The sequence below is a fragment of the Streptomyces sp. NPDC050485 genome, from assembly GCF_044458185.1.
In the GTDB taxonomy this organism is placed as follows: domain Bacteria; phylum Actinomycetota; class Actinomycetes; order Streptomycetales; family Streptomycetaceae; genus Streptomyces.
The window spans coordinates 18,578-31,309 of the sequence record NZ_JBITHR010000010.1; the positions used below are offsets into that span (position 1 = coordinate 18,578).

Here is a 12,732-nt window from a genome sequence, read left to right on the forward strand (position 1 = left end):
GGGGGCTTACCCCACCCCCGGGGCGCGCGCCGCCCCCCCCCCCGGGGCCCCCCCCCCCCCCCCCCCCCCCCCCCCCGGGGCGGGGGGGTGTTGGGGGGGGGGGGGGGGCCCCCCCCCCCCACCGGGGTTCGAGGGGCGCAGCCCCTCAGCGCGTCTGGGGCGCAGCCCCAGGAACCTCTTTCCTCACCCCCGGAGGCCATGCGGCGGAGCCGCAGAGTGTCACAGCGGGAAGGGGTGGGGTGGGGCTAATCCTTCGTCAGGCCGAACGACGCTCTCGCCACCGGCAGGCCCGGGAGCTTCGCTTCCACCAGGTACGTGCCGGGGCCCACCGAGCCTGTCGGCGGTGTCGCGCACTGCGGCGCGCTCTTGCCGCGGTTCCACTCCACCGTGTGGGTGATCGTGTCCTCCCCCGGCACCTGGAAGAACACGCTGCCGTCCCCGACCGCGCAGTCGTCCGTCGACCACACCCGGTCGTTGCCGGTGGAGGTGACCGTCACAATCGCCCCCTTGGGCCCGAGGTCCGCCTTGCAGGTGGACGCCGAGTTGTTCTTGAGGACGACTTCGAGCCGGGGCTTCTCGCCCAGCGCGTACGAGGTCTTGGTGGTGCGGAGCGTCAAGGTCAGCGAGCCCGGCGCACAGACGGGCAGGCTGGACCCGGCCGGCACCTGACGGCCGGTGTCGCCGCCGGTGCCCGAACTCCCGCCCCCGGAACCGGAGTCGGAGCCGGACGAGGCGCCCGAGCCCGCACTCGTACCGCCGTCACCGGAGTTTCCGCCACCCGAACCGCCCGATCCTCCGGAGCCGCCCGAGCCGCTGGACTCGTCGCGGCCGCCCGGCGCGGTGCTGACGGCAGGTCCGGAGCCGGACGGCCCCGGGGTGATCGAGTGCGTGGGAAACGGGCCCTTGTCGTTGCCGCTGCTCTTGGCGCCGCTGCCACCACCGGACGTGACGACCCATAGGGCGAGGATCGCGAGCAGCGCGATCAAGGACAGCGCGACCGCCCTCCGTCGCCAGTAGATGGAGGAGGGAAGCGGCCCGACCGGATTGCGCAGAGATCCCACGTACCGAACCTTACGAGAGATCGGGGCCAACTCCTGCCCCACCCGCCGCCTCTCGTACCAAGTTTTCCGGATCATCATCCCGGAGCAGGAGGTCGCCGCTCGTGGTCGGCCCCCGGGGATGATCCATACTGTCCGTCACCATGGATAGTGAGCTCTACCGCAACATCACCGACTTCGCCCACGACATGCCGTCCTGGGTGCAGCACATCGTCGAGGCCTGGACGCAGTTCGGCCTGCTCCTGTTCGGGGTGCTGTTCGTCTTCGCCTGGTGGCGGGCCCGCCGCCGCGACACGGCATCGCTGGCGCTCGCCGTGCTGGCGCCGCTGGCGACGGCGGTCGCCTACCTCTGCAGCGAGGTGATCAAGTCGCTGATCGACGAGGAACGGCCCTGCCGGGCAGTGGCGGGCGCGGCGACCTCGCTGATCGCCTGCCCCGTCAATGGCGACTGGTCGTTCCCGTCCAACCACGCCACCATCGCGGGCGCCGCCGCCCTCGCGCTGGCCCTCGCCTGGTCCCGGATCTGGCTGCTCACCGTGCCGATGGCGCTGGCGATGGCCTTCTCGCGGGTCTTCGTCGGGGTGCACTACCCGCACGACGTGGCGGTCGGCCTGGCACTCGGCGTGGTCGTCGCGCTGCTCGTCGTCAAGGCGGGCACCCGGCCCGTGCGGGCGCTGGCCGAAGCGATGCGTACCAGCGACGTCTCGGCGGTCGCCTGGTTCGCGGGAACCGGCGCACCGCTGCACGCCCGGCAGCACGCGCGCCGCTGAGCGCCCTCGCGCGCCCCCTTCGCGGGCCGATCGTGCCAGGATCGGTTCTGCGATGAACACTCTGCCGACGACGCCCACCGTGCCCATGAACGAGACGAACGAGACGAACGAGCCCGCCGTCCTCCACGAATCCGTCATCGGATGGTTCGGCGAGCACGCCCGCGACCTGCCCTGGCGGCGCCCGGAGGCGGGCGCCTGGGGTGTGATGGTCAGCGAGTTCATGCTTCAGCAGACCCCGGTCAGCCGGGTGCTCCCGGTATACGAGCAGTGGCTGGCCCGCTGGCCGCGCCCGGCCGACCTGGCCGCCGAGGCCCCCGGCGAGGCGGTACGCGCCTGGGGCCGGCTCGGCTACCCGCGCCGCGCGCTGCGGCTGCACGGCGCGGCCCTCGCCATAACGGAGCGGCACGGCGGTGACGTACCGGCCGACCACGGGCAGTTGCTCGCGCTGCCCGGCATCGGCGAGTACACGGCGGCCGCGGTCGCCTCGTTCGCGTACGGGCAGCGGCACGCGGTACTGGACACCAATGTGCGCCGGGTCTTCGCCCGGGCGGTGACCGGTGTGCGGTACCCGCCGACCGCCACCACCGCGGCCGAGCGGCGCCTGGCTCGCGCGCTGCTGCCCCAGGACGAGGCCACCGCGGCCCGCTGGGCGGCGGCCTCCATGGAGCTCGGCGCGCTGGTCTGCACGGCGAAGAACGAGACGTGCGTACGCTGCCCGATCGCCGCCCAGTGCGCCTGGCGGCTCGCCGGGAAGCCCGAGCACGAGGGCCCGGCGCGGCGCGGGCAGACCTATGCGGGCACCGACCGCCAGGTGCGCGGCAGGCTGCTCGCGGTGCTGCGCGAGGCCACCGATCCCGTACCGCAGTCGGCGCTCGACGCGGTGTGGCACGAGCCGGTGCAGCGGGCCAGGGCGCTCGACACGCTGGTCGCGGACGGTCTCGTGGAGCCCCTCGCCGACGGTTTCTACCGGCTGCCGCACGCCTGACCCCCGGGCGTGTCCGAGTGTGTCCGTAACGCCCGAAACGGCGGCCTTACCCCTGGAAAACGGCGGTAAACCTCGGCTGTTACACAACCGATGGCTCTCCGTGCGTCTGCCGACGGCTCCTCCGCACAGGCCCGTGACAAGTCCTCCGTAGGTTCATCCGGGTAAGCGACCAGCAGGGCGAGCGGGACCAGCTCACGGGGATGACGGAGGCGGTTGGGTATGGCGCAGGGCGAGGTGCTTGAGTTCGAAGAGTACGTACGCACCCGGCAGGATGCTCTTCTGCGCAGTGCCCGGCGGCTCGTTCCGGACCCGGTGGACGCACAGGACCTGCTGCAGACCGCGCTGGCCCGCACCTACGGCCGCTGGGACGGCATCGCCGACAAGACGCTCGCCGACGCCTATCTGCGCCGGGTCATGATCAACACCCGGACCGAGTGGTGGCGGGCGCGCAAGCTCGAAGAGGTTCCGACCGAGCAGCTGCCCGACGCCCGCGTCGAGGACGGCTCCGAGCAGCGCGCCGACCGCGCCCTGCTGATGGACGTCCTGAAGGTGCTCGCCCCCAAGCAGCGCAGCGTCGTCGTGCTCCGCCACTGGGAGCAGATGAGCACCGAGGAGACCGCCGCGGCGCTCGGCATGTCGGCCGGCACCGTCAAGAGCACGCTGCACCGCGCGCTGGCCCGGCTCCGCCAGGAGCTGGAGAGCCGCGAGCTGGACTTCCGTGCCCTGGAGCACGGCACGGTGCGCGAGGTAAAGGGGCGGGAGCGGTGCGCGGCCTAGCCAGAGGCGGCGGCTTGAACGCTCTGACGGCGGGGACCACGGCACTGGCCGGGCTCTCCGCCCTCGGGCTGCTGATGGCCGGCTGCTCCACCGGCGGCACCGGCACCCGGGACGAGGGCGAGGCTCCCCGCGCCGACAAGGCCGCCCACGCCACGCCGTCGCCGAGCGCGTCGAGCGCGGCCCCGTTCAACAAGGTCGACCCGGTGCAGCTGCTCAAGGCCGACCCGAAGGTCAGCGCCCGGGTCAAGGCCGACCTCAAGCCCTGCACCAAGAACGAGTTCCCGGTCGACGTGACGTACGGGCACCTGACCGGCACGACCGGCCAGGACGTCATCGTGAACGTCATGAACTGCAGCGACGCCGTCGGACTCGGCTCGTACGTGTACCGCGCCTCGGGCTCTTCGTACGACAACGTCTTCACCTCCGAGGAGGCGCCGGTGTACGCCGAGATCGACCGGGGTGAGCTGGTGGTGACCCGGCAGATGTACGCGCCGGGCGACAAGCCGGCCTTCGCGTCCAGCGAGATCGTGACCACCTACCACTGGTCGGGCGGTAAATTCGCCCAGCAGGACGAGGTGGAGAACGACTACAGCAAGGCGGTCGGCGGCAACGAGACCATGCCGCCCGTGCCCGCGTCCCCCTGACCCGGCCGCCGGGTCGGCGACCGGGGGCACGGCCATGCCGCAGACTGGGTACTGCGCCCGGACCCACCGCACGACCACCGGGCGACGGAAACGACCGCCGGAGAACTGAGAGAGCAGCGCGATGGCCGAAACCCATGTTCTGTTCGTCGAGGACGACGACGTCATCCGTGAAGCCACCCAACTCGCCCTGGAGCGCGACGGCTTCACCGTGACCGCCATGCCTGACGGGCTCTCCGGCCTTGAGGCGTTCCGCGCCGACCGGCCGGACATCGCCCTGCTCGACGTGATGCTGCCGGGCCTGGACGGCGTCAGCCTGTGCCGCCGGATCCGCGACGAGTCGACCGTTCCGGTGATCATGCTTTCGGCGCGCGCCGACTCCATCGATGTCGTCCTCGGCCTGGAGGCCGGCGCGGACGACTACGTCACCAAGCCCTTCGACGGCGCCGTCCTGGTCGCCCGGATCCGCGCCGTGCTGCGCCGATTCGGCCATGCCTCGGGCGGGCCCGGCGCCACCGAGGTGCCCGAGGCGGCGCCCGAGCGCGGGGTGCTCGCCTTCGGCGACATCGAGATCGACACCGAGGGCATGGAGGTCCGCAAGGGCGGCGAGACCGTCGCGCTGACCCCGACCGAGATGCGGCTGCTGCTCGAATTCTCCTCGGCTCCCGGCACCGTGCTCTCCCGCGACAAGCTCCTTGAGCGCGTATGGGACTACGGCTGGGGCGGTGACACCCGGGTGGTGGACGTGCATGTGCAGCGGCTGCGCACCAAGATCGGGCAGGACCGGATCGAGACCGTCCGTGGCTTCGGCTACAAGCTGAAGGCATGAGGGACCGATGAGACGCCCCGCCCCGCGGACCGGCGTCCGGCGGCTCCACCCCCTGGGCCCCGGCCCGGCCCGCGCCGAACAGGAGCACGTCGCATGAGGCGCTTCGCCCTGCGGACCGGCATCCGGTGGAAGATCAGCATCGCGATCACGGCGGTCGGCGCCCTGACCGTGATGGCGCTGAGCCTCGTCGTGCACAACGCGGCGCGCGTCTCGATGCTCGACAACGCCCGCGAAGTACAGGTCGAGCGGCTCAACTTCGCGCAGAACTACTACGAGACCAGCAACAAGCGGGTCCGCTTCGGCACCAAGCTCAACGATCCCGCGCTGCCTGCCGCACTGAAGGCCAAGGCCCTCCAGGGGCGCAAGGTCTCCTCCGTACAGGACCACGGCAGCGGCTCGCCCGACATCTGGGCCGCGGTGCCCGTCGGCAACGGCGACGTCCTGTCCCTGCACTCCAGTTTCACCGACCGCAGCTCCAGCGTCATAGCGGACCTCGACCGCGCCCTGGTCATCGGCTCGGTCGCGGTCGTCTTCGGCGGCTGCGCGCTCGGCATCCTCATCGGCGGCCAGATCTCGCGCCGGCTCCGCAAGGCGGCCGACGCGGCGGGCAAGGTCGCCGAGGGCAGCACGGAGGTACGGGTACGGGACGCCATCGGCGGCTTCGTACGCGACGAGACCGACGAGCTCGCCCGCGCCGTCGACGCGCTCACCGACGCGCTCCAGGAGCGCATCGAAGCCGAACGCCGGGTCACCGCGGACATCGCGCACGAGCTGCGCACCCCGGTCACCGGACTGCTCACGGCCGCCGAACTGCTGCCGCCCGGCCGCCCCACCGAGCTCGTGCGCAACCGGGCGCAGGCCATGCGCACGCTGGTCGAGGACGTGCTGGAGGTGGCCCGGCTCGACAGCGCGTCCGAGCGGGCCGAGCTGCAGGAGATCGCGCTCGGCGAGTTCGTCAGCCGCCGGGTCGCCGTGTTCGACCCCGAGGTGAAGGTGCGGGTCGTCCACGAGTCCTCGGTCAGCACCGACCCGCGGCGCCTGGAACGCATTCTGGGCAACCTGCTCGGCAATGCCGCCAAGCACGGCAAGGGGCCGGTCGAGGTCACCGTCGAGGGCCGGGTCGTACGGATCCGCGACCACGGGCCCGGCTTCCCCGAGGCGCTGCTGCGCGACGGGCCGAGCCGGTTCCGCACCGGGTCGAGCGACCGGGCGGGCAACGGGCACGGCCTGGGCCTGACGATCGCCGCGGGCCAGGCCAGGGTGCTCGGAGCCCGGCTCACCTTCCGCAACGCGGCGCCCGAGGGCACACCGAACGCGGAGGGCACCGGCGGCGCGATCGCGGTGCTCTGGCTCCCCGAACACGCCCCGACGAACACGGGCAGCTTCCCGACCCTGCCGCCGGGCGGGCAGCCGCGCTAGCAGCACATCGTCCTGCGCTTATCGGGATCGGGAAGGCCCCAACCGTGGTCAGCGGCAAGACTGTTGACCATGCATGCGGGCGAGAACATGGGCGAGCACACGGGCGAGCGCACTTCCCCTCCTCTTCGCGGACCGGCTCCGGGCCGCCGGAATGACGTGGAACTCCCGGACACGGACGGGGAGTTGGATGGTCCGGAAGCCGAACGGCGGGCCACCTGGTTCGAGTTGTTCTGCGACCTGGTGTTCGTCGCGGCCGTCGGCCAGATCACCCGGCGCATCAGCTCCGAGCCCACCCTCGGCTCGGTCGCCGCGGCGGCCGCCCTGTTCGTACCGCTGTGGTGGACCTGGGTGCTGTACGCGGTCCGGGCCAACCGCGCGGACCGGGACGTCACGTCGCACCGCCTTGTCACCATGGCCGGGCTCGCGGCGGTGTGCGGGCTCGGGGTGTTCGCGGGCAGCGTGGGAACCTCCGACAGCGCGGACACCGGCTTCGCGCTGTCGTACCTGGGCGCACGGCTCGGCGTCGCGGCGCTGTACGCGCTGGAGGCCCGCAGGGAGCGCCGACTGGTCCCGCTGCTCGCTTCCTTCAGTACGGGATCGGCCGTCTCGGCACTGTTCTGGGCGGGCGGGGCGCTGCTCGCGCCGGCCGGGCCGGTGCGGTACGGGATGTGGGCGGGCGGGATGGCGGTCGACCTGGTCACCCCGCTGCTCTCGGGCCGCCGGATCGCGCGGGCCCCGCACCACACCGAGCATCTGCGGGAACGCTTCGGCCTGTTCACCATCATCGTGCTCGGCGAGTCGGTGCTCGGCTTCACCAACGGGCTGGTCGAGGCCCGTAGCGCAGGATCCGCGACGGTGACCGGTGCGGCGGCGTTCGCGCTGTGCGCCTGCCTGTGGTGGTCGTACTTCAGCGCCAGCGGGACCCGGCCGGGCGCGCACGCCGAACTGGCCGGAAATCCGAGGCTGTTGCACACCTACGTCTTCGGCCACCTGCCCGTGCAGCTCGGGCTCGCCGTGGCGGGGGGTGCGGTGGGCACGGCGGTGGTGGGCTCGGCCAGCCGGCTCACCACCGCCCTCGCGCTGTGCATCCTGGGCGGGGTGGCGCTGTTCCTGCTGTCCACGGCGGCGGTACGGTCCGCCTTCACGGGCGTACGGGATCCGGTGGTGCTGCTCCGCGTGGGTACGGCGCTGCTGATCGCGGCGCTGGTCCCTGCGGCGGGGTCGGCCCCGGTGGCCGTGATGCTGGCGGTGCCGGCGGGGCTGCTGGGGGTTTCGGTGGCGGCGGAGGGGCCGAGCCACCGGCGCCGCGTGGCCGAGGCGACCTAGCCCCTGGGATCGCCTCGCCCCCAGCCCCCTGTCGGGGCTCCGCCCCGAACCCCGGGGGTTCGCCCACCCACCCGCCCGTGACGCGGAACCGAAAGCTCACCTCCCGGGGCTCCGCCCCGGACCCCGAGGGGGCTGCCCACCCGCCCACCCGTAGCCCGGAGTTGAAAGGTCACCCCCTCGGGGCTCCGCCCCGAACCCCACGGGGCCTGCGGCCCCTCGACCCCGCCGGGTGCAGCCGACGGACGGGATGCAGGTCAGCGGGGTGCGGCCGACGGCCGGGGGGCCTGCCGGTCAGCGGGGTGCAGCTGACCGGCAGATCCGCGTCAGGCCGGGTGTGGCCGACGGCTAGGGTGTTATGCCTTCGGCGACTGCTGGATACGTACCAGGTTTCCGGACGGGTCGCGGAAGGCGCAGTCGCGCGGGCCCCAGGGCTGGTCGATGGGCTCCTGCAGTACCTCGGCGCCCGATGCCCGTACCTTCTCGAAGGTCGCGTCGAGATCGTCGGTCCTGAAGACCCACATCGGCAGAACGCCCTTGGTGAGCAGTTCCTGCAGCGCGTCTCCGTCGCCCTGGGAGCGGCCGGCGTGCGGTTCCGAGAGCACCATTTCGAGGCCCGGCTGAGTCGTGCTGCCGAGGGTGACCCAGCGGAATCCGCCGGAAGCGACGTCATTGCGCACTTCGAGGCCGAGCGCGTCGCGGTAGAACGCGAGCGACTCGTCGAGGTCGTTGACGGTGATGTGGCAGTACTGGAGTGCGATGGTCATGACGCCAACGCTAGGCGGCGGCGTCGCCGTCCGCTTCTCGAATCCTGCTCGGCGGATTCCTCGTCGGGCGGGTGCGCACCTTCGCCACGCACGCGGGCATCGCGGCCACGGCGGAGTGCTCCCGGATCCGGTACGCGCTCGGCGTCTGGCCCACGACCTCGGTGAACCGCGAGCTGAACGAACCGAGCGAGGTACAGCCGACCGCCATGCACGCGTCGGTCACGCTCATCCCCCCGCGCAGCAGCGCCATCGCACGCTCGATGCGGCGGGTCATGAGATAGCTGTACGGCGTCTCGCCGTAGGCCGCCCGGAACCGTCGCGAGAAGTGCGCCGGCGACATGAGCGCGTGCTGGGCCATGGTCGGCACATCGAGCGGCCGCGCGTACTCCCGGTCGATCAGATCCCGCGCTCGACGCAGGTGCGCGAGGTTGGCGAGGTCTTCGGGAGTCATGAAACGACGCTACCACCGCGTGCGGGAGGTGGGGGGTGGAGCGTCGGGCGCCTCCCTGAGGCACCGCCCCCGACACCGAGCCACCCCACCCGCTCAACGCACTGAAGCCCCCTGCCCCCTGAAGCGCCCACCCATCTGCCGCACAGGGGAGCTCTGTTGGGGGCGCAACCCAGCAACACCTTCCCACCCGGCCGCGCGGGGTGGGCAGGCGGAGAAACCCCCGGGGTCCGGGGCGAAGCCCCCCGAAGGGGGTCTGGGCCGCAGCCCCAAGAACACCTTCCCACCCCACCGCACGGGCGGCCCCGGCGGGCGAGCCCCCCGGGCGCAGGGGGCGAAGCACCCACAGGGGTCTCTGGGGCCGCAGCCCCAAGAACACCTTCCCGCCCCGCCGCACGGGCGGCCCGGCAGGCAAGAAACCCCCTGGGGGTGCAGGGGGCAAAGCCCCCGCAGGGGTCTGGGGCCGCAGCCCCAGGGGGCCCGGCCTTCTCACCCGCTCAACGGGCGGGTGGGTGGGCCGCCCGGGAGGCGAAGCCCCCGAAGGGGTCTGGGCCGCAGCCCCAGGAACACCTTGCCACCCCGCCGCACGGGCGGGCAGGCGGGAGACCCCCCAGGGGCGCAGGGGGCGAAGCCCCCCCGTGCGCGGGGGCACTCGCTCAGGCGATCTGCTCCGAGCGCACCGCATCCGCCTCCACCGAATCCGCCATCGCCTTCGGCGCCTCCGGACCGGAACCCCGCAGCGGCACCTCCTTCACGAACAGCGCCGCCACGAACATCGCCACCGAGATCACCGAGCCGACCAGGAACGTCCCGTGCGTACCGGAGGAGACGGCGTACTGGTACGCCTCACGGACCGGCGCCGGCAGCTTCGCCAGGTGCGTCGCGTCCAGCTGCGCCGAGGCCAGCTTGCCCGCGCCGGCGGAGGCCGCCGAGCCGAGTCGCCGGGTCATCTCGTCGCCCACCCGGTTCGTGAAGATCGCGCCCATGATCGAGACGCCGAAGGAGGAGCCGAGCGTACGGAACAGGGTCGTGGAGGACGAGGCGACGCCCATGTCCTTCATCTCGACGCTGTTCTGCGCGACCAGCATCGTGATCTGCATCAGGAAGCCCATGCCCGCGCCGAGCACCGCCATGTAGACGCCGGACATCAGCCGGGTCGTGGTGGTGTCCATCGTGGACAGCAGGAACAGGCCGACCACGACCAGCGCGCCGCCCAGGATCGGGAAGATCTTGTACTTGCCGCTGTTGGTGGTGACCCGGCCCGCGATCAGCGAGACGACCATCATCGAGAGCAGCATCGGCAGCAGCAGGAGGCCGGAGTTGGTGGCGGAGGCGCCCTGCACACTCTGCTGGTACAGCGGCAGGAACAGCATCGCGCCGAACATCACGAAGCCGGTGAGGAAGCCGATCCCCGACATGAGTGAGAAGTTGCGGTTGCGGAAGATGTGCAGCGGCACGATCGGCTCGGCCGCCTTGGTCTCGACGAACAGGAAGCCGACGATCGCGGCGACGCCGAGGGCGATGAGTTCCATGATGATCGCGGAGCTCCAGGCGTACTGCGAGCCGCCCCAGGTGGTGACCAGCACGATGGAGGTGATGCCGACGGTCAGCAGGACCGTACCGAGGTAGTCGATCCGGCCGCGGGCGCGCTTCTTGGGCAGGTGCAGTACGGCGGTGACCATGGTGAGCGCGACCGCGCCCAGCGGGATGTTGATGTAGAAGGTCCAGCGCCAGCCGAGGTGGTCGGTGATGGCGCCGCCGACCAGCGGGCCGCCGATCATCGCGAGCGCCATGACACCAGCCATCATGCCCTGGTACTTGCCGCGGTCGCGGGGCGGAATCAGGTCGCCGATGATCGCCATGACGCCGACCATGAGGCCGCCCGCGCCGAGGCCCTGCACCGCGCGGAAGCCGATGAGCTGGGTCATGTCCTGCGCCATGCCGCTGAGCGCGGAGCCGAGCAGGAAGATCGCGATAGAGGTGAGGAAGGCGCCCTTGCGCCCGTACATGTCGCCGAGCTTGCCCCAGATCGGCGTGGACGCGGCGGTGGCCAGGGTGTAGGCGGTCACCACCCAGGACAAGTGCTCAAGGCCCCCGAGTTCGCCCACGATCGTCGGCATCGCCGTGTTGACGATCATGTTGTCCAGCATGGCGAGCAGCATCGCGATCATGAGCGCGAGCAGGACGACCCGCACACTGCGCGGCTGCGGCGCTTCGGACACCCCCGCCTCTGTCGCCTTCTCGCCCGATATCCCCGTAGCCATCGTCCCCAACTCCCTGAAACTTCTCGCCTGCCGTCCACCGCGCGGGGCACTTACTTGCCGCCCGGTTAGTTACCACTACACTGGGGAAGGTAGACCCCAACTTGCCGGGCGTCAAGCAAGTTACTGACAAACGGCACGGCCGCCGGGGGACGGCGGCCGTACGCATTCGGGAGAGCGGCATGGCCAGAGGAAACACCCGCCAGCGGATCCAGGACGTTGCCCTGGAGCTCTTCGGTGAGCAGGGGTACGAGAAGACCTCGCTGCGCGAGATCGCCGAGCGGCTCGATGTGACGAAGGCCGCGCTCTACTACCACTTCAAAACCAAGGAAGACATCATCATCAGCCTCTTCCAGGACCTCACCAGGCCCATGGACGAGGTGATCGAGTGGGGGCGGGAGCAGCCGCAGACCCTGGAGACCAAGCTGGAGATCCTGCGCCGCTACAGCGAGGCCCTCGCGGGGGCGGAACCGCTGTTCCGGTTCATGCAGGAGAACCAGGCGGCCATGCGCGAGCTGAGCATCGGCGAGATGTTCAAGGAGCGGATGCACGCGCTGGTCGACCTGCTGAAGGAGCCGGACGCCTCCCTGGCCGACCAGATCCGCTGCTTCACGGCGCTGTTCTCCATGCACGCCGGAATGTTCGTCCTCAAGGAACTGGAGGGCGACCCCGAGGAGAAGCGCAAGAGCATCCTCGAAGTCGCGGGCGACCTGGTCACCCAGGCCCACCACGGCAAGGACGCTTAACGTCGCTTATGCGCGCTCAGACGGCCACGCCCACCGTCCGCAGGAAGGCGACCGGGTTGACGGCCGAGCCGTAGTTCGGCGTCGTACGGATCTCGAAGTGCAGGTGCGGGCCACTGGAGTTGCCGGTGTTGCCGGACAGCGCGATCCGCTGGCCGGTGGTCACGCTCTGGCCGACGCGTACGTCGATCCGCGAGAGGTGGGCGTACTGCGAGTACGTGTTGTCGGCGTGCTTGACGACGATCGCGTTGCCGTACGCCGGGCCGTCACCGGCGCCGCCCGGGCCCGCCTTGACGACGGTGCCGCCGTGCGCGGCCGCGACGCTTGTGCCGCTCGGCACCGCGAAGTCCTGCCCGGAGTGCTTCTGCGACCACATCGAACCGCCCAGGCCGAAGCTCGCGCTCAGCGTGTAGTGATCGACCGGGTGCGCCCACGACGCGGCGTTGGCGGCCGCCGCCCGCTGCACCGCGACGGCCGCCTTGGCCTGTGCCTTGGCCTGGTCGGCGACGGCGGCCGTGACGGCGGCGGTCGCGCCGGGACCGGCGGCGGTCACCTGGTCGGCGGCCGCGGCACCCGTACCGAGGGCCGTCACGGCCCCCATTGCGGCGGCGACGGCGACGACGCCCGCGGCGCGGCGGCGGGACACGGACGGGCGGGCGGGCTGGGCGGTGGCGCGCTGGGGCATGCGGGGGCTCTTCCGTACGGCGACAG

The 12,732-nt window shown here is 71.8% G+C and carries 13 protein-coding genes; 8 read left to right on the forward strand and 5 right to left on the reverse strand.

Annotated features, from left to right (window positions below; all coding sequences use genetic code 11):
• Positions 1 to 245: 245 nt before the first annotated feature.
• The gene (locus ACIBK6_RS20980; protein WP_399052793.1) at positions 246 to 1,061 is read right to left on the reverse strand and encodes a hypothetical protein; all 816 of its coding nucleotides are present in this window, start codon (positions 1,059 to 1,061) and stop codon (positions 246 to 248) included.
• A gap of 140 nt (positions 1,062 to 1,201) precedes the next feature.
• Between ACIBK6_RS20980 and ACIBK6_RS20985 the strand changes: the two genes are divergently transcribed.
• From ACIBK6_RS20985 to ACIBK6_RS21015, 7 genes are all read left to right on the forward strand, one after another.
• A complete protein-coding gene (locus ACIBK6_RS20985; RefSeq protein WP_399052794.1) occupies positions 1,202 to 1,828 on the forward strand; it encodes a phosphatase PAP2 family protein in 627 nt (208 codons plus the stop codon).
• An 85-nt stretch (positions 1,829 to 1,913) separates the two neighbouring features.
• Positions 1,914 to 2,813 (forward strand): A/G-specific adenine glycosylase, encoded by a 900-nt coding sequence (locus ACIBK6_RS20990; RefSeq protein ID WP_399053047.1) that lies wholly within the window; start codon positions 1,914 to 1,916, stop codon positions 2,811 to 2,813.
• 219 nt (positions 2,814 to 3,032) lie between these two features.
• Positions 3,033 to 3,590 carry a SigE family RNA polymerase sigma factor gene (locus tag ACIBK6_RS20995; protein WP_329463728.1) on the forward strand — a complete coding sequence of 186 codons (558 nt, stop codon included), beginning with the start codon at positions 3,033 to 3,035 and terminating at the stop codon, positions 3,588 to 3,590.
• A 14-nt stretch (positions 3,591 to 3,604) separates the two neighbouring features.
• On the forward strand, positions 3,605 to 4,234 hold the full coding sequence (locus tag ACIBK6_RS21000) for a hypothetical protein (RefSeq protein WP_399052795.1): 630 nt from the start codon (positions 3,605 to 3,607) through the stop codon (positions 4,232 to 4,234).
• Positions 4,235 to 4,355: 121 nt separating this feature from the next.
• On the forward strand, positions 4,356 to 5,060 hold the full coding sequence (gene cseB, locus ACIBK6_RS21005; protein WP_399052796.1) for a two-component system response regulator CseB: 705 nt from the start codon (positions 4,356 to 4,358) through the stop codon (positions 5,058 to 5,060).
• Between the two features lie 93 nt (positions 5,061 to 5,153).
• Positions 5,154 to 6,479: a two-component system sensor histidine kinase CseC gene (cseC, locus tag ACIBK6_RS21010; protein ID WP_399052797.1), complete on the forward strand. Its 1,326-nt coding sequence runs from the start codon at positions 5,154 to 5,156 to the stop codon at positions 6,477 to 6,479.
• A gap of 69 nt (positions 6,480 to 6,548) precedes the next feature.
• A complete protein-coding gene (locus tag ACIBK6_RS21015) occupies positions 6,549 to 7,805 on the forward strand; it encodes a low temperature requirement protein A (RefSeq protein ID WP_399052798.1) in 1,257 nt (418 codons plus the stop codon).
• 353 nt (positions 7,806 to 8,158) lie between these two features.
• Here ACIBK6_RS21015 and ACIBK6_RS21020 read toward each other — a convergent pair whose 3' ends face one another.
• The 3 genes from ACIBK6_RS21020 to ACIBK6_RS21030 form a co-directional block, all read right to left on the reverse strand.
• The gene (locus tag ACIBK6_RS21020) at positions 8,159 to 8,569 is read right to left on the reverse strand and encodes a VOC family protein (protein ID WP_399052799.1); all 411 of its coding nucleotides are present in this window, start codon (positions 8,567 to 8,569) and stop codon (positions 8,159 to 8,161) included.
• A gap of 10 nt (positions 8,570 to 8,579) precedes the next feature.
• Positions 8,580 to 9,020 carry a helix-turn-helix transcriptional regulator gene (locus ACIBK6_RS21025; RefSeq protein WP_399052800.1) on the reverse strand — a complete coding sequence of 147 codons (441 nt, stop codon included), beginning with the start codon at positions 9,018 to 9,020 and terminating at the stop codon, positions 8,580 to 8,582.
• Between the two features lie 653 nt (positions 9,021 to 9,673).
• A complete protein-coding gene (locus tag ACIBK6_RS21030) occupies positions 9,674 to 11,281 on the reverse strand; it encodes an MDR family MFS transporter (protein ID WP_399052801.1) in 1,608 nt (535 codons plus the stop codon).
• Positions 11,282 to 11,460: 179 nt separating this feature from the next.
• On the opposite strand from ACIBK6_RS21030, the gene ACIBK6_RS21035 reads away from it, so the two are divergent.
• On the forward strand, positions 11,461 to 12,024 hold the full coding sequence (locus tag ACIBK6_RS21035; RefSeq protein WP_399052802.1) for a TetR/AcrR family transcriptional regulator: 564 nt from the start codon (positions 11,461 to 11,463) through the stop codon (positions 12,022 to 12,024).
• Between the two features lie 16 nt (positions 12,025 to 12,040).
• On the opposite strand, the gene ACIBK6_RS21040 is transcribed toward ACIBK6_RS21035, so the two are convergent.
• Complete coding sequence (locus ACIBK6_RS21040) at positions 12,041 to 12,706, reverse strand: M23 family metallopeptidase (protein WP_399052803.1); 666 nt, start codon at positions 12,704 to 12,706, stop codon at positions 12,041 to 12,043.
• Between the last annotated feature and the right edge of the window lie 26 nt (positions 12,707 to 12,732).